This is a genomic window from Streptosporangium sp. NPDC050148, from assembly GCF_055586505.1.
Genome location: NZ_JBVJIA010000021.1, coordinates 86,236 through 107,981, shown reverse-complemented (window position 1 = coordinate 107,981; position 21,746 = coordinate 86,236). Strand labels below are relative to the sequence as shown.

Annotated in this window: 21 protein-coding genes; 12 read left to right on the top strand and 9 right to left on the bottom strand. The window is 72.6% G+C overall.

From position 1 onward, the window contains the following. Window positions 1-167: 167 nt before the first annotated feature. Window positions 168-701, top strand: coding sequence for a hypothetical protein (locus ACZ6RT_RS23815; RefSeq protein WP_470156163.1), 534 nt, complete (start codon window positions 168-170; stop codon window positions 699-701). A 128-nt stretch (window positions 702-829) separates the two neighbouring features. Here ACZ6RT_RS23815 and ACZ6RT_RS23810 read toward each other — a convergent pair whose 3' ends face one another. Continuing rightward, on the bottom strand, window positions 830-1,744 hold the full coding sequence (locus tag ACZ6RT_RS23810) for a polysaccharide deacetylase family protein (RefSeq protein WP_470156161.1): 915 nt from the start codon (window positions 1,742-1,744) through the stop codon (window positions 830-832). Between the two features lie 260 nt (window positions 1,745-2,004). Here ACZ6RT_RS23810 and ACZ6RT_RS23805 point away from each other — a divergent pair, with 260 nt between their 5' ends. The 3 genes from ACZ6RT_RS23805 to ACZ6RT_RS23795 all read left to right on the top strand — a co-directional run bounded on the left by ACZ6RT_RS23805 (window position 2,005) and on the right by ACZ6RT_RS23795 (window position 4,934). After that, a complete protein-coding gene (locus ACZ6RT_RS23805; RefSeq protein ID WP_399195435.1) occupies window positions 2,005-3,075 on the top strand; it encodes a fatty acid desaturase family protein in 1,071 nt (356 codons plus the stop codon). Between the two features lie 139 nt (window positions 3,076-3,214). Beyond that, window positions 3,215-3,928 carry an SRPBCC family protein gene (locus tag ACZ6RT_RS23800; protein WP_470156159.1) on the top strand — a complete coding sequence of 238 codons (714 nt, stop codon included), beginning with the start codon at window positions 3,215-3,217 and terminating at the stop codon, window positions 3,926-3,928. Window positions 3,929-4,034: 106 nt separating this feature from the next. Further along, a complete protein-coding gene (locus ACZ6RT_RS23795) occupies window positions 4,035-4,934 on the top strand; it encodes a hypothetical protein (protein ID WP_399195439.1) in 900 nt (299 codons plus the stop codon). Window positions 4,935-4,992: 58 nt separating this feature from the next. Here the strand turns inward: ACZ6RT_RS23795 and ACZ6RT_RS23790 are convergent, their stop codons facing one another. After that, window positions 4,993-6,027 (bottom strand): GlxA family transcriptional regulator, encoded by a 1,035-nt coding sequence (locus ACZ6RT_RS23790; protein ID WP_470156157.1) that lies wholly within the window; start codon window positions 6,025-6,027, stop codon window positions 4,993-4,995. Window positions 6,028-6,079: 52 nt separating this feature from the next. Between ACZ6RT_RS23790 and ACZ6RT_RS23785 the strand changes: the two genes are divergently transcribed. Continuing rightward, window positions 6,080-6,475, top strand: a complete 396-nt coding sequence (locus tag ACZ6RT_RS23785; RefSeq protein WP_470156156.1) for a cupin domain-containing protein — start codon at window positions 6,080-6,082, stop codon at window positions 6,473-6,475. A 144-nt stretch (window positions 6,476-6,619) separates the two neighbouring features. Further along, window positions 6,620-7,270, top strand: a complete 651-nt coding sequence (locus tag ACZ6RT_RS23780; protein ID WP_470156155.1) for a MarR family winged helix-turn-helix transcriptional regulator — start codon at window positions 6,620-6,622, stop codon at window positions 7,268-7,270. Between the two features lie 521 nt (window positions 7,271-7,791). On the opposite strand, the gene ACZ6RT_RS23775 is transcribed toward ACZ6RT_RS23780, so the two are convergent. After that, a complete protein-coding gene (locus tag ACZ6RT_RS23775; RefSeq protein WP_399195447.1) occupies window positions 7,792-8,469 on the bottom strand; it encodes a thymidine kinase in 678 nt (225 codons plus the stop codon). A gap of 55 nt (window positions 8,470-8,524) precedes the next feature. Beyond that, window positions 8,525-9,166, bottom strand: coding sequence for an SRPBCC family protein (locus ACZ6RT_RS23770; RefSeq protein ID WP_399195449.1), 642 nt, complete (start codon window positions 9,164-9,166; stop codon window positions 8,525-8,527). A gap of 271 nt (window positions 9,167-9,437) precedes the next feature. Here ACZ6RT_RS23770 and ACZ6RT_RS23765 point away from each other — a divergent pair, with 271 nt between their 5' ends. The 3 genes from ACZ6RT_RS23765 to ACZ6RT_RS23755 all read left to right on the top strand — a co-directional run bounded on the left by ACZ6RT_RS23765 (window position 9,438) and on the right by ACZ6RT_RS23755 (window position 14,218). Then, window positions 9,438-9,884: a hypothetical protein gene (locus tag ACZ6RT_RS23765; RefSeq protein ID WP_399195451.1), complete on the top strand. Its 447-nt coding sequence runs from the start codon at window positions 9,438-9,440 to the stop codon at window positions 9,882-9,884. Between the two features lie 125 nt (window positions 9,885-10,009). Further along, window positions 10,010-12,226, top strand: a complete 2,217-nt coding sequence (locus tag ACZ6RT_RS23760; protein ID WP_470156154.1) for a hydantoinase/oxoprolinase family protein — start codon at window positions 10,010-10,012, stop codon at window positions 12,224-12,226. Window positions 12,227-12,343: 117 nt separating this feature from the next. Then, window positions 12,344-14,218 carry a hydantoinase B/oxoprolinase family protein gene (locus tag ACZ6RT_RS23755; protein WP_470156152.1) on the top strand — a complete coding sequence of 625 codons (1,875 nt, stop codon included), beginning with the start codon at window positions 12,344-12,346 and terminating at the stop codon, window positions 14,216-14,218. On the opposite strand, the gene ACZ6RT_RS23750 is transcribed toward ACZ6RT_RS23755, so the two are convergent. Beyond that, window positions 14,174-14,989 carry a TetR/AcrR family transcriptional regulator gene (locus ACZ6RT_RS23750; protein ID WP_470156150.1) on the bottom strand — a complete coding sequence of 272 codons (816 nt, stop codon included), beginning with the start codon at window positions 14,987-14,989 and terminating at the stop codon, window positions 14,174-14,176. The two genes, ACZ6RT_RS23755 and ACZ6RT_RS23750, sit on opposite strands and share 45 nt — an antisense overlap. A 505-nt stretch (window positions 14,990-15,494) precedes the next feature. On the opposite strand from ACZ6RT_RS23750, the gene ACZ6RT_RS23745 reads away from it, so the two are divergent. From ACZ6RT_RS23745 to ACZ6RT_RS23735, 3 genes are all read left to right on the top strand, one after another. Next, on the top strand, window positions 15,495-15,698 hold the full coding sequence (locus ACZ6RT_RS23745) for a cold-shock protein (protein ID WP_049562746.1): 204 nt from the start codon (window positions 15,495-15,497) through the stop codon (window positions 15,696-15,698). 545 nt (window positions 15,699-16,243) lie between these two features. Beyond that, complete coding sequence (locus ACZ6RT_RS23740) at window positions 16,244-17,401, top strand: CaiB/BaiF CoA transferase family protein (RefSeq protein WP_399195462.1); 1,158 nt, start codon at window positions 16,244-16,246, stop codon at window positions 17,399-17,401. 79 nt (window positions 17,402-17,480) lie between these two features. After that, window positions 17,481-18,995 carry a carboxyl transferase domain-containing protein gene (locus ACZ6RT_RS23735; protein ID WP_399195464.1) on the top strand — a complete coding sequence of 505 codons (1,515 nt, stop codon included), beginning with the start codon at window positions 17,481-17,483 and terminating at the stop codon, window positions 18,993-18,995. Window positions 18,996-19,085: 90 nt separating this feature from the next. On the opposite strand, the gene ACZ6RT_RS23730 is transcribed toward ACZ6RT_RS23735, so the two are convergent. Genes ACZ6RT_RS23730 through ACZ6RT_RS23715 form a run of 4 tightly spaced genes read right to left on the bottom strand, consistent with a single transcriptional unit; the run spans window position 19,086 to window position 21,724 of the window. Beyond that, the gene (locus ACZ6RT_RS23730) at window positions 19,086-19,517 is read right to left on the bottom strand and encodes a hypothetical protein (RefSeq protein WP_344900807.1); all 432 of its coding nucleotides are present in this window, start codon (window positions 19,515-19,517) and stop codon (window positions 19,086-19,088) included. Next, window positions 19,514-19,975 carry a hypothetical protein gene (locus ACZ6RT_RS23725; RefSeq protein WP_344900805.1) on the bottom strand — a complete coding sequence of 154 codons (462 nt, stop codon included), beginning with the start codon at window positions 19,973-19,975 and terminating at the stop codon, window positions 19,514-19,516. Before ACZ6RT_RS23725 ends, ACZ6RT_RS23730 begins: the two co-directional genes overlap by 4 nt. Before the next feature lie 10 nt (window positions 19,976-19,985). Beyond that, window positions 19,986-20,780 carry a carbon-nitrogen hydrolase family protein gene (locus tag ACZ6RT_RS23720; protein WP_399193215.1) on the bottom strand — a complete coding sequence of 265 codons (795 nt, stop codon included), beginning with the start codon at window positions 20,778-20,780 and terminating at the stop codon, window positions 19,986-19,988. Next, a complete protein-coding gene (locus ACZ6RT_RS23715; protein WP_470156146.1) occupies window positions 20,777-21,724 on the bottom strand; it encodes a DUF418 domain-containing protein in 948 nt (315 codons plus the stop codon). The genes ACZ6RT_RS23720 and ACZ6RT_RS23715 overlap by 4 nt, the downstream gene beginning before the upstream one ends. Between the last annotated feature and the right edge of the window lie 22 nt (window positions 21,725-21,746).

Below are 21,746 nucleotides of genomic sequence, written 5' to 3'. Positions count from 1 at the left end.
GGCCGTCGCGGGAGACCGGCCCCTCCGATGGGGTGTAAACGCCTCGCAAGCACCTCGAAAGCGGCTGTAAGCGGCGATACGGGGGCCTGCAAGTACCGGCCCATAGAAATGAGTCACTCCAGGGGGAAATCGGCAAAAGCCGGTTCGGGGAGGCAAGAGGAGAAACCATGATCAAGAAGCTGTCCACCGCCCTGCTCGCCACCGCCGCCCTCGGCGCCGTCGCGCTCGCCGCACCGGCCACCGCGCACGCCGCCACCGTGGCCGCGCCCGTGGCCGCGCCGGCCACCGCGACCGCCCAGTCCGGCTACGACTACGACTACAGCGAGAACTGGGGGCACTACGTCTCGTCCAACCACCGCGCCAAGAGCCGCGGCTGGATCGGCGTCGAGTGGGACCACCACCAGAAGTGGAACCGGGTGGACGTCAAGGGCAAGCTGTACGACCTCGACCACCGCACGTACAAGCAGGGCGGCAAGTGCGCGTACGTGAAGTTCGTGGTCCACCACTTCGGGGACAAGGGCCACCAGTGGTACGACGGCAAGTCCTACCGCTACTGCGGCGCGGGCGGCGCCAAGCACTTCGCCTTCGGCAAGCACAAGGTCGACAGTGTCCGCGTCAAGGTCTGCCAGATCGGCCTGCACTCCTCCCACCCCACCCGCTGCGGTGACTGGGAGTACATCTACACCGCCGAGAGCGAGTGACCACGGTTTCCCGGACGGCCCGTCCCCCTCGCGGGGGGCGGGCCGTCCGTCCGTGTCCGGGCCGCCCGCTCACACCGGTCCGTCCGGGCCGGTCCGCTCGTGACCCGGTCCGCCGGTGAGCCGACGCGCTACCGGCCGGCGTCCGTGTGCCCGGTCCGGCGAAGCGCGGCCCGCAGGTACGCGTGCAGGTCGCCGAGCTCGAAGCCCCGGCGTTCGATCTTGGCGACCAGGGTCGCGAAGTCGCGCGCCAGGTTCGGGCGGAAGTGCAGCAGCAGCACGTCACCGGGGCGGAGCCGCTTGTCGGGCACCTGATAGGCGATCTTCCCGCCCGGCTGCACGGTCGCGGTCCACAGCAGGAGCGCGTCGATGCCGCACGCCTTGGCGGCCCGCCGGGTCACGGTGTCGTGGTTGCCGAACGGCGGGCGGAACAGGGTGGGCACGGTGCCGGTGTGCCTGCGGATCGACCGGGAGGCGCCGCAGATCTCGGCCCTCTGCCCCCGGTAGCCGAGCAGCGGCAGGTTCGGATGGGTCAGCGTGTGGTTCTCGATCGTCGCTCCGGCGTCGCGCAGGTCGCGCACGTACCCCCAGTCGCCCGTACCGGGGAACCTGCCGCCCCGGGCGGCCGGGTCGGCCGCGCCCCTGCCCTCGACGGCGTCGCGGGTGACGAAGGCCGTCACCGGGATGCGCCGGTCGCGGACCTGGGCCAGGAAACCGGGGTCCTGCTCCCAGCCGTCGTCGATGGTCAGGAAGACGACCTTCCTGCGGGTGGGGATGGAGCTGATCACCGGAGGCAGGCCGTCGCCGGGACGGGGGATCCTGCCGACCTCGCCGGGCCGGGGTGTCACCCCTACCGGCCCGGACGGTCCCGCCCGGCCCGGCGACGCCGAAGGGGTCGCGAGGGCGTCCCGGGAGGAACCCGGCACCGGGACGGGGGTGCCCGCGGCCCCGGACCCGCCGTCCGATCCGTTCGCGCACCCGGCGCCCGCCACCAGGGCCGTGATCACCACGGCCGTTCTGATCGTCCGGTACGTCCCCGATGTCATGGGCGACCATCCTGCCAGCCACCGGTGGCCCTGTCGGCCGGATGCCGGAGAGGACGACATGAACCGCCCCGCCAGGACCCCTTGATCGCAATAGTCATAGGGGTAGGGTCAGCACTACCACGAGCCGGGGTGAGAGCGGGGGTCCGCCGGCAGGGTGACCGCGAGATCCTGGAAAGGTCGTCCTGTTCGGCTGACGCCGACCCGTGGCGCTGCCGGCTGATCCGATCATGTCGAGCCATCCGGCCCACCAGAGGAGAAGCGTGACCAACTCAACCGCGATCGACGACGCGGATCTTCCCGTCGTCCCCGGAACCGGTGAACGAGGCAGCGATTTCGCCCGGCTGTCCCGCCGGATCGCCCAGGCGGGGCTGCTGGACCGCCGTCCCGGCTACTACGCCGTACGGCTGACCCTGGTCACGGCGGCCTTCGTCGGTGGCTGGGCGGCCTTCTTCGCCCTCGGGGACTCCTGGTACCAGATGCTGGTCGCCGTCTTCCTCGCCGTGGTGTTCGCCCAGATCGGGCTCGTCGCCCACGACCTGGCCCACCGCCAGGTCTTCCGCTCCCGCCGCTCCAGCGAGATCGCCGGGCTGGTGGCCGGGAACCTCGCCATCGGCATGAGCTACGGCTGGTGGATGGAGAAGCACACCCGCCACCACGCCAACCCCAACCACGAGGACCACGATCCCGACGTCGCCCCCGACTTCCTGATCTGGTCGCACGAGCAGGCCGCCGAGAGCAAGGGGCTGCCCCGGTTCCTGGGCAAGTGGCAGGCGTTCCTGTTCTTCCCGCTGCTCACCCTCGAAGGGTTCAACCTGCACGTCTCCAGCGTCCGCGCGCTGCTGCGGCCGGGGACCAGGCACCGCGCTGTGGAGTCGTCGCTCCTGGCCGTGCACGCCGTCCTGTACCTGGGCGCGCTGTTCGCGGTGCTCTCGCCGGGCAAGGCCGTCGTCTTCCTGCTGCTGCACCAGGCGGTCTTCGGCGTCTACCTGGGCTGCACCTTCGCGCCCAACCACAAGGGCATGCCGATGTTCAGGGGCGAGGACAAGCTCGACTTCCTCCGGCGCCAGGTGCTCACCTCGCGCAACGTGCGGGGCGGCCACGTCCTGGACGTCGTGCTCGGCGGGCTCAACTACCAGATCGAGCACCACCTGTTCCCCAGCATGCCGATGCCCAACCTGCGCCGCGCGCAGCCGATCGTCAAGGCGTACTGCGAGGAGCTGGGCGTGGACTACCTGGAGTCCGGGGTGATCAGCTCGTACGCGCAGGCGCTTCGCCACCTGTACGACGTGGGAGAGTCGCTACGGGCCCGCAGCACCCCCGTCCCCGGCTGACCCGGCATCGAAAGCCGGTGACCGACGGCGACCGGTGGTGGCCGGTGGTGGCCGGTGGTGGCACTGACAACGGCGGGGCGGCCCGGCGGGCAGATGTTGCTGTTATCCGACCGGCCGCCGATTGCCTAGGGTGCTGGGTGTGAAGCTCGCAGGCAGTGCCGTGCTCGGCATCGACAGAGACCGCGTGTGGTCAGCGCTCCAGGACCCGGCCGTGCTCGTACGCACGATCCCCGGTTGCGAGCGCCTGGAGGAGACGGCGCCGGACACCTACCGGATGACCGTCACCGCCGGGGTGGCCTCCATCAAGGGCGTCTACCAGGGGGAGGTGGCCCTCTCCGAACCACGGCCCCCCGAGCGGTTCGTGCTCAGGGCCAGGGGCCAGGGCGCCCCGGGCACCGTGGAGGCCACCGTGGAGGTCCGTCTCAGCGAGGCCGAGGGTGGCACCCGGATCGACTACGACGCCGAGGCCGTGATCGGAGGCATGATCGGCGGTGTCGGGCAGCGCATGCTCGGCTCCGTCGCCAAGAAGACCGCCGGGGACTTCTTCTCGGCCGTGGAGAGGCACCTCGTGACCGAGCAGGCCCCCGTCCCCGTCCCCGCCCTCGCCGGGACCGGCCCGGCCCCGGTGGACGCCACGCCGTCCGGGACCTCCGCCGAGCCGGGATCCCCGTCCGTCCGGACCGCCGTCCCGGCCGCGCAGGTCTTCGAACGCCCGGCCGAACGCCCGGCCGACCGGCCCAGGTCCGCGGTGCCCCCGTGGTCGCTGCTGGCCGCGTTCGGCATGGGCGCGGGCGTCGCGCTCGGCAGCGCGGTGATCGGCTGGCTGCTGGGCCGTACCGGCGGCAGGCGGTAGCACCGCACCGGTCCCGGGCCGCGTCGGCGGCGGGGTCTTCTCACCGGGCGGGGCCGCGCCCGCGGTGGCGCTCGCGCCCAAGGATCTCCCGGCGTACGGTGTCGGTATGCGTGAGGCACGTGCGGAGGATGCAAGGGCCGAGGCCAGACGACTGATCCGGGACCTGCTGGGCGAGGAGCGGCCGGAGGCGGCCCCGCTGCTGCGTCAGGCGGGGGAGGCGCTGGGCGCCGACCGCGTCGCGCGCGCGGTCGAGCTGGCCCGTGGCGCCCCCCTCACCCGCAGGTCCACCGAGCTCGCCGCGCTGGCCGCGCTCCTGGTCGGCACGCGCGAACTCGGCGAGGGATGGTGGCGGCGCGAGCGCGGTGGCAAGCTGCCCGCGCCCGACGAGGTGCTCCAGACCTCCACCGCCGTCGACCCGTGGACCGACCTGACCGTCCTGGAGATGCTCGCCGCCTGGATCGCCGACGACGCGGCCGACCGGGCGTGGGGACGCGCGACCGCCGTCACCGACCTCAACTCCTGGCAGGCCGAGGACCGGGTCGAGCTGCCCGCCGACGCGCGCCCCGGCACGCGGATCGTGGTCTCCTTCGACGCGGGCGGCAGGCTCGACGCGGTGGTCGTGGAGCGTCCGGACGGCGGGCTCGGCTCCGACCTGGACTTCGACTCCCTGCGCTACTCCCGCCCCGCCGAGGCCCAGTGGAGCTGGGGGGTGGCGGCCGGGCTCGGACCGCACCGGCTCGACGAGCGTCCCGACCCCTACGAGCAGCCGGTCGACGACGAGGCCGCTGCGGCCCTGCACGCCTGGGCCCTGCGCCACGGCGCCTCGGCCGTGCAGGCGGGCGAGGCGTGGCGGACCCGGGGCGACGTCATCGCCGCCATCGAGCGGATCGACTGGATGTGGCGCAGCGGTGAGTGGTTCGCCTGGTGGAGGGGCGTGTCCGCGCTGATCGACGGGGAGCCCGAGCAGCTGGCCGCGCGCCTCGCCGAGATCGCCGACGCTCCCTAGCTCCTCGCTCCCCGGCTCCCTCGCTCCCTGGCTTTTCGCCACGGTGAGACGACCGGGCTCAGGTGCGTTGCGGTGGTCCGCCGGAGGAGGACGTCCCGTCGTCACTCGTCCCGGGTCCGAACCGGCGCCGGTAGGCCGACGGGGTGATGCCGGTCGTACGGCGCATCAGCGCGCGGAGGTTCGCGGCGGTGCCGAGACCGCTGCGCCGCGCGACCATCTCGAAGCGGGACTCGCCCCGCTCGATCAACCGGCATGCCAGGGCGAGCCGTTCCACGGTGAGCCACGTCAACGGCGTCGTCCCCAGCTGCGCCCGGAAGCGGCGGTGCAGCGTCGCAGGGCTGATCGCCGCACGCGCCGCGAGGCCGGAGACCGTGAGCGGGGAGTCCAGCCGTTCCTGGGCCCAGGCCAGGACGGGGGCCAGGGACTCGTCCGGCAGGTCGGGTACGGGACGCTCCACGAACTGCCGCTGACCACCGTCCCGGTGCGCCGCGAAGACCAGGCGCCGGCTCACGGAGTTGGCCACCTCCGCCCCGTGGTCGCGGCGGACGAGGTGCAGTCCGAGGTCGAGGGCGGCAGCGCTCCCCGCCGCGGTGAGAATGTCACCGTCGTCCACGAACAGCACGTCCGATTCGAGCCGGACCGAGGGGAAGCGGGCCCGGAAGGAGGCCGCCCACTGCCAGTGCGCGGTGGCGCGGCGTCCGTCGAGGACCCCGGCCTCCGCGAGCGTGAAGGCACCGCTGCAGAAGCCGACCAGGCGCGCACCGCGCGCGTGCGCCCGTCTGACGGCGTCGAGCACGGCCCCGCGGCGGGGCACCTCGACGTCGGGGCGGTTGGGGACGATCAGGGTGTCCGCGGCGTCGGCCGCCTCCAGATCGCCGACCCCCGTGAGCGTGAAGAATCCGTCCCGCATCAGGGTGCTCGGCTCGGGGGAGCAGAGCCTGAAGTCGTAGAGATCACGGCCGATCTCGGGCCTGCGGAGGCCGAAGACCTCGGTCGCGCAGCCGAGCTCGAAGGGGTTCGAGTTCTCGTCCACGATCACGACGACCCGATGGACGCCCGCCGCGCGGCCCGGGTGCGAGGATTCTTTCGCCATGTGCGATTCATAGCACTCACGCCGACCGGGCGGGACGGCGAAGGATGGGCTCGTGAGCAACGAACCGATCCTTCTCGGCGATGCCCTGGCCTCCTTCGACGCACTGTGGAGCCCCCGCATCGTCACGCGCGTCAACGACTACGACGTCCGCATCGCCAAGGCCGAGGGCGAGCATGTCTGGCACGTCCACGACGACACCGACGAGTTCTTCCTCGTCCTCGACGGGGAGCTGCGCATCTCCCTGCGCGAACCCGCCGGTGAGCACACGGTCCTGCTCCCGCGGGGCGCGGTCTTCACCGTCCCCCGAGGCACGGAGCACCGGCCGTACGCTCCGTCCGGCGCCGCCGTCCTGATGTTCGAGCCCACCGGGACACCGTCCACGGGCGATCGCCATGACGAGATCCCGGACCACGTGGACTCGACGGTCGGGCACGCGCTCGGGACCTGAGCCGCGGGTCCCGGGCGGGGTCCCGGGCGGGTCCCGGCGGGTCTCGAGCAGGTCCCGGGGGATCCGTGGCGAGTGAACCGGGGACACGGGGACACGGCACGTGTGTCGTTTGCACCTGTCAGACGCGGGTGTGATGCTGTGCCCATGCGGAACCCTCATGATCGGCGGACGCGGTCCGGGAGTCCTGCCCCCGGCAAGGCGGGGCCCGCGCTGTTCGCGCTGATCCGCCACTGGTCGCGGCGCTGGCCCCAGCAGATCGCCGGTAACGGCGCCGAGAGCGGACACGTCTCGCGCGTCGTGGTCGTCGACATCATCGGCGGCACCGGTGACATCGGTGACATCGCCGGGGACGTCGGAGGGGACGCCGGCACCGGGGGAGTGGACGCGACCGGCGGGGGCGGCAGGGCCGGGCAGGCCGACGAGAGCGGCCGGGCCGACGAGAGCGGCCAGGGCGACGAGGGGGAGCGGGCCGGGGGGAGCGGCCGGTCCGATCGGGTCGCGCGCGTCGGGGTGCGGGACGTCGCCGAGGCGCTCGGGGTGGACCGCTCCGTGGCCAGCCGCATGGTCGCCGACGCGGTGGCCGCGGGCCTGGTGCGGCGCGGCACCCTGGAGGGGGACGCTCGCCACGCCGACCTCGTGCTGACCGCGTCCGGCCGCGAGCTGCTGGCCGCCGCCCGCCGCTGGCAGGACGAGGCGTTCGACACCTTCACCGAGGACTGGTCCGCCGAGGAACGGGAGATCTTCGCCACGCTCCTCGTCCGTTTCGTCGCGCGGGCCACCGCGACCACCCGGTGACCCGGTGACCCGGGGCGGGTGACGTTCCGGCGACGGCCCGGCGGCGGTGATCGGACGACGGTGACGACCGTCCGGTCGCGGACCGTGTTAAAAGATCTCCCCTCCGCCCGGCACCCCCGGGAACCCCGTCCCGCACGGCGATCGCGTCCCCTGGGCGGTCCTCGTCACAGGGCCGCCCCCACCCGCCCCCGGTAATCCACGTCACCGGGGGAAGGTCTCCCAAGGACACCGGTACCGAGCGGAGGAACGGCGGCACCGGACGGACGGCGGCACACGCCGGGGACCGGCGGATCCGGCCCGCAGGAGCACGCGACAGGAGTTCCTCACGATGCGCCAGATCCGAATCCGCAAGCGTTCACGGCGTCCCGCCCGGGTCACGCTGGATCTGCGGACCCCGTCGGGGCGGCCGATGCCCTACTGAACCCGGGGCGCTCCCGAGCCCCGTACGCTCCGGCCCGTGGTCCCACGCTCCCCGGAATCCCACCGGTCCCTGGAAGACGCCGGGCTCCGAGAGGTGTCGCCTACGAGGCGGGGACCTCCTCCGAGTCGGAGACCCGAGGGGAGGCGCCGACCGGCAGGCCGAGATCGCCGGAGCGGTGGTGGCGTCGGCACAGGACCTGGTAGCGGATCTGGTCCGTGCCGGTGTCGCCGATGACGACCTGCTCGCCGGTACGGGCCATCCTCCCCCCGACCACCCGGGCGTTCAGGTGGCCCGGACGCCCGCACCAGCACAGGACCTCGACCTGGAGACGGTTGATCTCGTCGGCGAGCTCGAACAGCCGCTGGGCCGCGGGGAACATCTGCGAGCGGAAGTCGGAGGCCAGCCCGAAGGCGTACACGTCGACCCCGTGGTGGTCGGTGAGGTCGGCGAGCTGCTCGATCTGGTCGACCGTGTAGAAGCACGCCTCGTCGCAGATGACGTAGTCGATGGGCTCGTGCGCCCGTACCAGGGCCACCAGGTCGAGGTCGTCGACGACCTCGACGGCGTCGCTGCCCAGGCCGATCCGACTGGTGATCTTGGGACCGCCTGAGCGGTCGTGCTTGGTCAGCACCAGGCCGCGTCTGCCCTGGCGTCCGTGGTTGTAGTTCATCTGCAGGGCCAGCGTGGACTTGCCGCAGTCCATCGGGCCGAAGTAGAAGCGCAGCACCCCGTCCCGTGAAACGGCGGGAACGGCGGAGAGGGCGGACGGTTCGGTCACGGGGGGCCAGCCTAGTACCCGGTCGCGGACCCCGCCCTCCCGGTGGGCGGCCGGTTCAGAGCTCGCCGCTCTCGATCGCCTCCTTCAGCCCGGCCTGCGTCCGCTGGTGGGAGGAGACGCCGTTCGTCACCGTGAAGTCGATGAGCAGGACGCTCGCCTCGAAGACGAGGTGCTCGGTGACGCGGGTCCGCCCCTGGCCCAGATCCTCGAAGACGATCTTCTGGTGCGTGACGACGTTCGGCAGGGTCCAGGTGTCGGTCTCGTAGAACAGCGCGTCGCGGTGGAGGCGCTGCTGGGCGTGCGTCTCGGAGGTGACGGGCACCCCGGCCACCGGGACGTCCTCGACGGCGGTGAAGTCGACGAGGCGGACGCCGTTCTCGGTGCGGTCCCGGTGGGTGATGACCCGCCGCAGGAACGGATGGATGCCGAGGTGGTTCTCGATGTCGGAGTAGACGTCGAACACGTGCTGCACCGGGGCGTCGATCTCGATGGAGATGTCGCGTTCGGCGCGGCTCCGGCCGGTCACCGGGAGCGGGGCGGTCAGGCACTCGTAGAACCGGTAGGTGTCCCACGCGACCTGCCACCGGGCGGCGACCAGCGGATCGGACTCGGCCCGTGCGGGCGCCGGGAGGAGGGCCAGGAGAAGGAGCAGGGCGACCGGCAGCGAGGCCGCGAGGCGTCGGGGGAACGTCGTCACGGGGGACCTCCGGGGAGGGGACGGAAGAGGTGAACATTCTTCTATCCCGCCCCGGCCGCGGTCCGGTACCGCGGTCCCGAATCGTGATCTCGATGTTTCCGGGGGCACCCGCGAACGGGCGGGACGTTACCCGAGGAGACCGGGGGGCATATGCGGCCCTTCGGGCGGATGATGCCCTGCTGGGGAGGCTCTTGGCGGGTGCGGCCCGACTTGGCGTGACGATGAAAAGCGTGGGAGATTCCTTTTGGCCTATCGAAAAGTGGGAGAACCTGTGACGACCACCAACAACTCCGCCCCGCCCGTCGGCAAGACCCCGGCCACCGTGATCCCGGGCCCCTCCGGGACGGAGACCACGGAGATACCCGCGGCGCTCGCGGTGATGATGACCGAGGACGAGGCCGTCGCCGCGCAGGCCGAGGCGGCGCGCTGGCGGTACGGGTTCTACGTCGTCGTCATGGGGCTCCTGGTCATCCTGGTCGGCTTCGTGGTGATCGCGTTCCGCAACGGGGACACGGCCGCGCCGTTCGCCGGGCTGGTCGGGGTCTCCGGAGCCATCATCGGCGCCTACTTCGGCGTCCAGGTCGGCCAGTCCGGCAAGGACCGGGTCGAGGCCGAGCTGCGCCGTACGAACGAGATGGCCATCCGGCTGGCCGCGAAGGTGCACGCGCACGACGCCGACGCGGTGATCAACACCACGATGGGTCCCCGCCGCCGCTAGGACGGCGCGGCCCGTCCGCCGCCTGTCGCCGCGCATGCCTCCCGTCAACACTGCCAAGGATCGGGCGAAGCTTCGGCAGGGTCCGCCGATTTGCCGGATCGCCTGAACTGGGTAGACACGGGGGCATGCGCAGCGTCCGTATCGGGGTCGACACCGGAGGCACGTTCACCGACGTGGTCGCGGTGGACGAGCAGACCGGTGAGATCACCACGACCAAGACCCCCTCCACCCCCGCCAACCCGGCCGACGGGTTCATGGAGGGGGTGCGCAAGGTCCTGCGGAAGGCGGCCGGGACCGGAGGGGAGACGGACCTGTCGGCCGTGTCGGCCGTCGTGCACGGCACCACGGTCGCCACGAACCAGCTCCTCGAGGACCGCATCGCCGACCTGGGCTTCGTGACCACCGAGGGCTTCGAGTTCATCCTGGAGATCGCCCGCCAGAGTGTGCCGGACGGTTACGGCAACTCCTACTTCTGGGTGAAGCCGCCCCGCATCGTCCCGGTGCACCGGGTCAGGACCGTCGGCGGGCGGCTGGACCACACCGGGGCCGAGGTGCGGCCGTTCGACGAGGAGCAGGCCGCCGAGACGGCCCGGTGGTTCCGCGACCGGGGCATCACCGCGATCGGCGTCTGCTTCCTGCACTCCTACGCCAACCCCGCCCACGAGCAGCGCATGCGGGAGGTCCTGGAGAAGGAGCATCCGGACGCGGTGATCTCGATCTCCTCCGACGTGCTGCGCGAGTACCGCGAGTACGAGCGGTCGGTCACCACGCTGGTCGACGCCGCGGTCAAGCCGACCATGCGCCGCTACATCGCCAACCTGGCCGAACGCCTGGAGGCGGCGAGCCGCTCCCCGCGGGCGGGGGCCGCGGACGCCCCCGGAGGCGGCGCCGGGAACCCCGAGAACACCGGGAACACCGAGGCCACCGGGAACACCGGGGACGCGAAGGGCGCGGGGGACGCCGTGGGGGGTCGCGCCCGCGGGCCCGGGGGCATGCCCTTCTCGATCATGAAGAGCAACGGCGGCGTGCTGTCCGCCGCCGAGGTCGTGCATCAGCCGATCACCACCGTGCTGTCCGGGCCGGCCGCGGGCGCGCTCGGCGCCGCGCTGATCGCCGGTACCGCCGGGCACCCCTCGGTGATCACCCTTGACGGCGGCGGCACCTCCACCGACGTCGCCGTGGTCGTCGACGGGGAGCCGTCGCTGACCACCGAGGGCAACGTCGGCCGCTACCCCTGCAAGATCCCGATGATCGACATCGTCACGGTCGGCGCCGGGGGCGGCTCCGTCGCGTGGATCTCCCCCGAGGGCACCCTGAAGGTGGGTCCCAGGTCGGCGGGGGCCGACCCCGGTCCGCTCTGCTACGGCCGCGGCGGCACCGAGGTCACCGTCACCGACGCGCACGTCTTCCTCGGCCGCGTCCCGCCGCACCTGCTCGGCGGGGAGATCCCGCTCGACGCCGACGCCGCCCGCGAGGGGATCGAGGCGCTGGCCGCCACGATCGGGCTGACCCCCGAACGGGCCGCCGCGGGCGTGCTGGAGATCAGCGCGTTCAACCAGTCGAACGCCATCCGCCAGATCACCGTCAAGCGCGGCCTGGACGTGCGCGACTTCCCCATGGTCGCCTTCGGCGGCTCCGGGCCGCTGCTGGTGTGCAGGCTCATCGACATCCTCGGCCTGCCGTCGGTGATCGTCCCCCCGGACCCGGGCAACGTCTCGGCGTTCGGGCTGCTCACCGTGGACGTCAAGAACGACTACGTGCGCACCTTCGTCACCCGCGACCTCTCCCTGGAGACCGCCGCGGAGATCTTCGGCGAGCTGGAGGGCCGGGCCGCCTCGGCCCTGGACCGCGAGGGCTTCCCCGCCACCGAGCACGTCTACGCCCGCAGCGCCGACCTGCGCTACTACGGCCAGGCATACGAGGTCAGGGTGCCCGCCCCGGCCGGTCCGCTGGACGAGGCATGGCGGGCCGAGGTGCTGGAGCGCTTCCACACCGAGCACCGCAAGCTCTACGGGTACGGCTACCGCGACGACCCCCGCCACGGGGTGGAATGGGTCAACCTCCGCGTCTCGGGCATCGGCCCGATCACCCGTCCCACCCTGGGCCGCAGGCCGGACGGCTCGGGGCGTCCCGAGCCGGTGGCCTTCCGCGAGGTCTTCTACGACGAGTGGGGCCCGGCCCCGGTCCATCGCCGTTCCGGACTGCCGGCCGGGGTGCGGATCGCCGGACCGGCGGTCATCGAGGAGTACGGCTCCACCCTGCCCCTGCACCCCGGCTTCACCGCGACCACCGACGCGTTCGGGAACCTGGAGGTGCGTCGTGCGGCCGGCCCGGCACGGTGAGATCCGGCCCGGCACGGTGAGACGGCGCGACACGGTGAGACGGCCCGGCAGACCGGGCAGGCCCGGCACGGCGAGGTCGTGCGGACGGCCCGGCACGGCGAGAAGGGAACCACGCAGATGAAGGACACCGAGGGCGTGACAGCCACGGCCGACCCGGTCCTGGTCGAGATCGTCGAGGGGACGCTCGCCTCGGTGGAGATGGAGGTCGAGACGGCCATCGCCCGTACCGCCCGCTCGCCCATGATCCGCGACGCGCACGACTTCCGCGCCGGCATCCACGACGTACGGCTGCGCAAGCTGACCGGCAGGTCCTACTCGGCGCTGGTCCAGCCGATCGTCAGGGACTTCCCGGTGGGCGAGATGAACCCCGGTGACGTGTTCTTCCACAACGACGTCTACCTGTCCGAGGGCGGCATCGGGCACCTGCCGGACCTGTGCGTGACCGTGCCGGTCTTCCACGACGGCGAGGTGGTCGCGTTCGTGCAGGCGTTCGGCCACCACGACGACATCGGAGGGGCGGTGCCCGGCTCCATGCCGAGCAACGCGCGCAGCGTGTTCGAGGAAGGGCTGATGGTCCCGCCCATCAAGCTCTGGGACCGGGGCGTCCCCAACCGGGCGGCCCTCACGATCATGACCAGGAACTCCCGGATGCCCGACTCGCTCGCGGGCGACCTGGACGCCGAGTGCTCGGCCTGCCTGATGGGCGCGCGCCGGCTGGCGGAGCTGTTCGACCGGTACGGGCGCGAGGCGGTCGAGGCGTGCTTCGACGCGATCATCTCCAACACCACCGAGACGTTCCGCAGGGAGCTGCTGGCCAAGATCCCCGAGGGCACCCACGTCTGGGAGGACTACGCCGAGCACGACGGCGTCGACCCGCCCCGGCTGCACACCCAGCGGATGACCCTCACCGTCGACCACTCGGCCCCGGCGCCGCTGGTCATCGACTTCACCGGCACCTCGCCGCAGGCCAAGGGTCCGATCAACCACGCGGGCGACTACGCCGACGGGGTGTTCCTGAAGAAGTGGCTGGCCCCGATCCTGCGCAACCTGGCCGACACCCCCGAGCGGATGGCCGAGCTGGACGTCAACGAGGGGGTCGTGCCGCTCATCGAGATGCGCTTCCCCGGCAAGGGCACCCTGCTCACCCCGGTCTTCCCCGCGCCCACCAACGCCCGCACGTTCGTGATCCTGCGCCTGCTGGGCGTGCTGGCCGGGGTGCTGGCCAAGGCGACCGGCGGACGGATGCCCGCCGACCAGGAGACGATCCGCTACACCGGCGTGTACGGCGAGGGGCTGGACGGCACCCCGTACCTGATGCGCGAGGTGCTCGGCGGCGGTTCCGGCGGCCGGTGGTACGCCGACGGGGAGGACACCATCCACGTCGTGCCCGACTCGCGCAACATCCCGGTGGAGTTCGCCGAGTCCCGCTGGCCGTTCCGGGTGGAGCGGCTGGGCCTGGCCCGCGACTCCGGAGGCCCGGGCCTCTACCGGGGCGGCCTGGGGTACGACAAGCACCTGCGGATGCTCCGCGACGCCTCGTTCATGTCCATCGCCGACCGCTCGATCCTGTCCTGCTGGGGCGTCAACGGCGGCCGGGCCGGAAGCCCCTTCGTGGTGGAGATCGAGGGCAGGCCGATGGAGGGGCTGGTGGACGACTCACCGGTCCGCGCGGGAGAGGTCATCCGGGTCCGTACCACGGGCGGGGGCGGCTGGGGCTCCCCGCTGGACCGCGATCCCGCCCTGGTGGCCGCCGACGTCCGGGACGGCAAGGTGTCGCCCGAGGGCGCCCGCGACGACTACGGCGTCGTCCTGACCGGGCCCGGTGACGACCCCCGGGTGGACGCCGGGGCCACCGAGGCCCGCCGCGCCGAGCTCCGCGGGCTCCGCGGACCAGACGCCCTCCCGGAGGCGGGCCGGCCCTTCTTCGACCGGGGGCCGGGCTTCCCGTCACTGTCGGGAGGACTGCCGCACGCCGAGGTGGACCTCCTGTGACGTCTCCGCCGGCGCCCCGGACGCGGCCGGGACGGTGAAGATCCGGTCCAGGTGGTAGTCGACGGTACGGCGGACCTCGGCCACGGTACGCCGCCCGTGGAGCACGTCCATGCCCAGCCCGGAGACCCCGCCCACCAGGAGGTCGGCCTCGTGGCGCGGGTCGAGCCCCGGCGCGGCCTTCCCCTCCCGCTGCGCCCGCCCGACGATGCCGGCGACGAGGTCCTCGAGGGGCCGGCCACCGTGCAGGAAGACCGCGGCCAGCGCGGGGTCGGTGAGGCTGCGGACGTAGTACGCGAGGAGCACCCGCAGGGTCGTCCGGCTCCGGTCGTCCAGCGGCAGGAACTCCGTCAGGATCACCCACAGCAGGGCCCGGAGGTCGGAGGGGTCGGCCACGGCCTCGATCCGCGCCCGGGCACGGCGCTCACCGTCCCGGTGCAGCAGCCGGAGCGCGGTGACGAGCAACTGGTGCTTGCCGTCGAAGTGGTACTGCACCACGCGCAGGGAGACCCCGGCCTCTGCGGCGATCTCCCGCATGCTCGCCGCCTCCAGGCCGCGCTCGGCGGCGATGCGCCAGAGCGCCTCGACGATCTCCAGGCGCCTGGACGGCCGCCCGGCCGGTGGGTCGGGCTCGGCCGCGGGGGGCGGGTTCTTCCGCCGCCGGTAGGCCCGTGCCTGGCAGGCACGGGAGCAGTAGACCGGGGGCCGTCCGCGCGTCGCCGCGGGCAGCGGGGCCCGGCAGACCCGGCAGGACGATCCGCTTTCGTCACGCACCGGCCCAGTCTATTGCCGATGATCCGTGATGGAAGGCTGAAGGATGGCCCTCACCGGCCTGTTTCCGGTGGTCACGATTGATACTGCCGTAACCCCGGCCCGTGCGGCGCGTCGTGATCCCGGGGGAGCCGGCCGGGGTCGCCGCCCCGCGCAGGCCCGCCGACGCCGTCGCGGGCAGGTGCGGGCCGTCGCAGGTCGGTGCGGGCCGTCGCGGGCCGGTGCAGGCCGTCGCGGGAGGTCTTCGAGGAGTCTCCGGGCCCCGTCCCGGCCGGGTCTCCGGAAACGTCCAGGGGGGTGGCCGGCCCCGCCGTTGTGCGATCGGTGCGCGAAGGTGCTACGCTGAACTCAGTTGCGGTTGTGGTACCCATGAAACTTTGTGTGCACCTGACGGATAACCCTTCAGGTGCATTTTGTTTTCCCGGTCATCTCCGGATGGGCTCATCGCGGCGACGCAGGATTCGCGAGGTGCGGGTTCTGATTTTGCCACCTATCGAAGGAGATCGAGATGGCAACGGGAACTGTGAAGTGGTTCAACGCTGAAAAGGGCTTCGGCTTCATCGAGCAGGACGGCGGCGGCGCCGACGTCTTCGCTCACTACTCCAACATCGCGGCGCAGGGCTACCGTGAGCTCCAGGAAGGCCAGAAGGTCTCCTTCGACGTCACGCAGGGCCAGAAGGGCCCGCAGGCCGAGAACATCGTTCCCGCCTGACGTAGCAGCACGCACGATCACGGGCCGGGGTCCGCACCTTCATGGTGCGGGCCCCGGCCTGCTTTGCGTCTCCCCGCGTGTCCCCGGGCGCGGCCCCGCGTCTCCCGCGTCTTCCCGCATGTCCTCGGATACGCGCCCCCGCGTCCCGCCGCGACCCTCGTGTCTTCCCGCATCCCCGTGTCTTCCCGCGTCCTCGTGTCTTCCCGCGTTCCCGCGTCCTCCCGGCACGCGACCCGTGAGCCTCCGTGTGCCCTCACGTCGTCCTCACGTCGTCCTCACGGTGCCCCGTGTGCGGCCCCGCGTCTCGCCGTATGCGGCCCCGTGTCAGGTTTCCGAGTCAGATTCCCTTCGCCCGTACGCCGTGGTCCCGTGGCCGGCCGGGGCGAAAAATCCTGATCTCACCCCCGGGCGCCCACGGGGTGGTGTCATGAGGGATCATGGGGTTCCCGCGTCCGGGCACCGTGCCGGGTGGTCTCATGACAGGCGGCCGGGGAACGGTGGATTCCTTCCGGCCGGGCCCGGCCACCACGTACCGGAGGTTGATCTTGCAGGGAGCACTCGGCGACATCGTCGTCCTCGACCTCTCCCGCGCGCTCGCGGGCCCGCACGCCGCGCAGATGCTCGGCGACCTGGGAGCCCGGGTGATCAAGGTGGAGCATCCCGGGGGAGGGGACGAGTCGCGGGGCTGGGGCCCCCCGTTCGTGGGCCCCGACGGCGACATCTCCACCTACTTCCTGGCGGCCAACCGTAACAAGCGGTCGATCGCCGTCGACCTCAAGTCCGCCGAGGGCAGGACGCTCATCGAGCGCCTGGTACGGCAGAGCGACGTCCTGGTGGAGAACTTCCGCACCGGCGTCCTGGACCGGCTGGGCTTCTCCATGGAGCGGCTGCACGAGCTCAACCCCCGCCTGGTCATCCTGTCGATCACCGGCTTCGGCCACGACGGCCCCGAGGGCGGCAGGCCCGGCTACGACCAGATCGCGCAGGGCGAGGCCGGGCTGATGAGCCTCACCGGCCCCTCGCCCGACGAGCCGTACCGGGTGGGCGCCTCGATCGCGGACCTGCTCGGCGGCATCCACGGCGCGTACGGGGTGGTCGCCGCGCTCTACGAGCGTGAGCGGACCGGGCGGGGCAAGGTGGTGCGGACCTCGCTGCTGGCCGCGGTGACCGGGGTGCACTCCTACCACGGCACGGCCTGGACGGTCGGCGGCAAGGTGCCCGGGGCGGGCGGCAACCACCACGCCTCCATCGCCCCGTACGGGGCCTTCCGCTGCGCGGACGGCATGATCCAGATCGCGGCGGCCAACGACGCGCAGTGGCGCAAGGTCGCCGCCCTGCTGGACATCGACCCCGACATCCCGAAATATGCGGTCAACAGGGAACGATTCGCGCATCGGGACGAGCTGATCGCCGACATGGAGAAGGCGCTCGCCGCGCACGACAGGGCGCACTGGCTGGCCGCGCTCGGCGAGGCCGGGGTGCCCGCCGGGGCCATCAGGTCCATCGACGAGGTCTACGCCTGGGACCAGACCCGCTCGCAGGGCCTGGTCGTCGAGGTGGACCACCCCGTGCTCGGCGTCATCGAGCTGCCCGGTCCGCCGCTGCGCTTCGACGGCGACCCGCCCGTGCGCCACACCGCCCCGCCCGCGCTCGGCGAGCACGGTGACGAGGTCCTCGCGTGGCTGGAGGAGCGCGAGCGATGAGGCGACCGCGGACCCCCGGGCACCGCCCCCGGGCATCGTCGCGCACGCGTCCCGACGCGTCCCCGCGGGGAGCGCGGGCATGACCCCGGCGCGGCCCGACGCGCGCACGCTGATCGACACCTTCCTCGACCCGGGTACGTGGTCGTCGTGGGACACCCCGCCCGCCGACCCGGCGCCCCCCGGATCGGACTACGCCAGGGAGCTGGCCACGACCCGGGCCAGGACGGGGTACGACGAGTCGGTGATCTCGGGGGAGGGGCTGCTCGACGGCCGCCGGGTGGCGGTGGTCGCGTGCGAGTTCTCCTTCCTGGCCGGTTCGATCGGGGTGGCCGCGGCCGAGCGGCTCACCGCCGCGATCGAGCGCGCCACCGCCGAGCGGCTCCCGCTGCTGGCCGCGCCCGCCTCCGGGGGGACCCGGATGCAGGAGGGGGCGATGGCCTTCGTGCAGATGGTGAAGATCACCGCCGCGGTGGCCGCGCACCGCGCCGCGGGCCTGCCGTACGTGGTCTACCTGCGTCATCCGACCACCGGCGGCGTCTTCGCCTCCTGGGGCTCGCTCGGGCACGTCACCGCGGCCGAGCCGGGCGCGCTGATCGGCTTCCTCGGCCCGAGGGTGTTCGAGTCGCTGCACGGTTACCCCTTCCCCGAGGGCGTCCAGGTCTCGGAGAACCTCTTCGCGCACGGGCTGGTCGACGCGGTCGTGTCGGCCGAGGACGCCCGGAGGGTCGCCGTACGGGCGCTCGCCGTGCTCTGTGCCCCCCGCCGGGGACTGGAGCCGGGGCCCGAGCCCGGCGGGCCGATCCCGCCGATCCAGGCGTGGGACGCGATCGGCCGCTCCCGGCGCGACGACCGCCCCGGCGTACGGGCGCTGCTCAAGCTCGGCGCCCGCGAGGTGACCCCGCTCAACGGCACCGGTGTGGGCGAGAACGACCCGGGGCTGATCCTCGCGCTGGCCCGGTTCGGCCGGGCTCCGGCGATCGTGCTCGGCCAGGACCGCAGGCGTCAGCGGATCGACGCCCCCCTCGGCCCGGCCGGGCTGCGGGTGGCCAGGCGCGGCATGCGGCTCGCCTCCGAGCTGGGACTGCCGCTGGTCACCGTGATCGACACCGCCGGGGCCGCGCTCTCCAAGGCGGCCGAGGAGGGTGGCCTGGCCGCCGAGATCGCCCGCTCCGTGGCCGACCTGGTGATGCTCGACGCGCCCACGGTCTGCCTGCTGCTGGGGGAGGGCGCGGGCGGTGCCGCCCTGGCGCTGCTCGCCGCCGACCGGGTGCTCTGCGCCCAGCACGGCTGGCTCTCGCCGCTCTCCCCGGAGGGCGCCTCGGCGCTGCTGTACCGGAGCGTCGACTTCGCCCCGGAGATCGCCGCCGCCCAGGGGGTGATCTCCACCGACCTGCGAAGGGACGGTCTCGTCGACCGGATCATCCCGGAGTCGCCGGACGCCGCCTACGAGCCGGAGGCGTTCTGCCGCCGGGTCTCGCGCGTGCTGGAGTACGAGATCGCCGGGCTGCTCGCCCAGGAGCCCGAGGACCGCCTCGCCGCCCGGCTGGCCCGTTACCGCGCCCTCGGCCTCGGTTTCACCGGAGGGAACGGCTAGGCGGGCGGCACGACGATCACGATCTCCGGCCGGGCGTGCTCCTCGGCGAGGTGCCGCGACGCCTCGGCCGAAGGTCCGGGACCGCGGGGCTCAGGGCTCCGGCTCGGCCGGGATCAGCGGGACCGGCAGGCGCTCGATCCGGACCGAGAAGACCTCGTCCCGGGGGACGACGACCTCGTACGCGCCGTGGTCGACCATCCAGTACCCCAGGGCCTCGGCCTTCATCCCGCTGTGCCCGGTGTAGGCGATGTGCAGGTTCTCCTCGCCGTTCTCCTCGGAGACGTCCAGGACCAGGCAGGGCTCGCCGCCGAACGCGCCGACCGTGCGGACCAGCACCAGCCATTCGAGGTCCTCGCGGGCGACCGTCAGCCGCCAGTAGCCCGAGGCCGCCTCGAAACCGGCCTGGGCCTCCTCGCTGAACAGCACCACCTCGGAGGCGCCCGGACCCAGGGCCGCGGCGTACGTCCGGCCCCGGTGACGGGCGGCGAACCCCGAGGCCACGGGCTCGATCTCGGTGCTCATGAGGCGGGCCGCCAGCTCAGGCCGTCGTACAGGCCGAACAGGCGCTCCTGGCCGGGGGTCACGTGGATGATCTCGGCTCCCGCGGGGATCGGCATCGGGGTGGTGTGGAACTGCGGCACCACATGCTCGCGCGAGGTGGTGAAACCGTTCCCCGCGAAGGGCGGTGAATCGTTCCAGTCACCCCCCATGTGCGGGCCGTAGGGGACGATGTAGGCGTCCATGTCACGGGCGAACCAGCGCATCAGATAGATCTCCGGGACCGAGGCGGTCAGCTCCGAGCCCTCGAACCCCAGGTCCAGGCCTGCGAAGAGCTGCGCGGGGGTGGTCAGCCGCGCGCAGTCCTGAACCCGGTACACGTACCCCGAGATCACGGTGCGTCTGCCGGCCAGATAGGGCACGAGCAGCCGAGGCGGTATGACCTTCTGCATCTGCGTTCTACGCCCAGGTGGCTCACTCACGGTCGGCATTTTACGATCCGCCGACCTGGAGCCGCCGGTGTTCCAGGCACGGCAGGGCATTCCGGGTGGCAATCGTGATCTGGGAGTCGATTTCGCACGTCTGGACGGAGGGCGAGGAGCCCAGATCGGTACGGACCACCCCCATCGGATCGACCAGCATGCTCCGCCCGATCCCGTAGCCGTCGCGGGCCTCGGGATTCGGCGCCTGGCCCACGGCCGCCACCCAGGTGGTGTTCTCCAGGGCCCGCGCCCGGACCAGGGTGGTCCAGTGCTCCTCCTTCATCGGCCCGGACCCCCAGGCGGCGATCACCGCGAACACCTCCGCCCCGGCGTCGACCAGGGCCCGGGTCAGCTCGGGGAAGCGGATGTCGTAGCAGGTGACCAGGCCGATCCGCAGACCGGCCAGCTCCACCACGACCGGCGTGTCACCCGGCACGACCAGCTCCGACTCACGGGCGCCGAAGGAGTCGAACAGGTGGATCTTCCGGTACGCCGCCTCGATCGACCCCGAGGGGCCGATGGCGACCGCGGTGTTGTGCACCCGGCCCTCGCCGGGCTCGAACACCCCCGCGATCACCGACAGGCCGTGCTCCCGCGCGGCCTCGGCCAGCCCGGTGACGAACGGCCCGTCCAGCGGCTGGGCGAGGTCGATGATGCGCCTGCCGTACCGGGTGAGGGTCGCCTCCGGCAGGACGGCGAGTTCGGCGCCGCCCGCGGCGGCCTCTCCGAGGGCGTCGCGGGCGCGGCTCAGGTTGACGTCTGGATCCTCGGAGACGGGGATCTGGCACAGGGCGATGCGTGTCACGGGTGTGACCCTATCCGTCGGTTCGGCACGCGTTCCATCCACGTGAGACTCCGCCATACCCATTCCAGCGGCCCGTACCGGAACCGGGCCAGCCACGCCCGGCTGAACAGGATCTGGACCACCAGGACGGCGAGGGCGAACACCAGGCCGGTGACCCGGGTCGGGTCGGCGGTGAGCAGCGGCAGGGACATCAGGATGACCGGGGTGCTCACCAGGTAGCTGGTCAGCGCCGTCCGGCCCAGCGGGGCCAGCACCGCCGTCAACGCCCCGCGCGCCCGGGTCCGCAACAGCAGCAGCACCCCCGTGCAGTACGCCGTGGCCGTCGCCAGCCCGGCCGCCGGGTAGGTCCCCCGGTAGTACAGCGAGTAGTCCCCGGAGCCGATCATCCACAGCGCGGTGAGGGCCGTGCCCAGCACCGCCGAGAACAGGAAGACCGGCAGCAGCAGCCGCCCGGACGGCGGCCTCTCCATCACGGCCGCGCCCAGCAGGAACAGTCCGGGAATGAGCACCACCCCACCCCCCTGGTGCACGGCGTACCCGGTCAGGACGAGCCCCAGCACCGCCATCGCGGGCGGTGACAGGAACGAGGCGGGGAGCAGCACCAGCGCGCCGGAGAGCGCGTACGGCAGCAGGACCTCGCCGGAATTGACGAGCCAGTGGAGCGCGCCGATCACGGTGAGCACCGCCAGCCTGCGCAGCAGCACGATGCGCGGGCCCCTGGTCCGCCCGGCCGCCGAGTTCAGGAACAGCACGAAGCTCAGCCCGAACAGGAACGAGAAGATCGGGTAGAACCTGCCCTGCAGCAGATTCTCCACCCACAGATCGACCGCGTTGCGCTCGGGACCGTCCAGGCGGCCGCGGGTGAGCTGCCAGGTGTTGACCACCATGATCCCGCACACCGCGAAGCCGCGGAGCACGTCGAGGTCGGGGAGTCTTCGGGTCACGACAGACAGGCGTACCACTCCG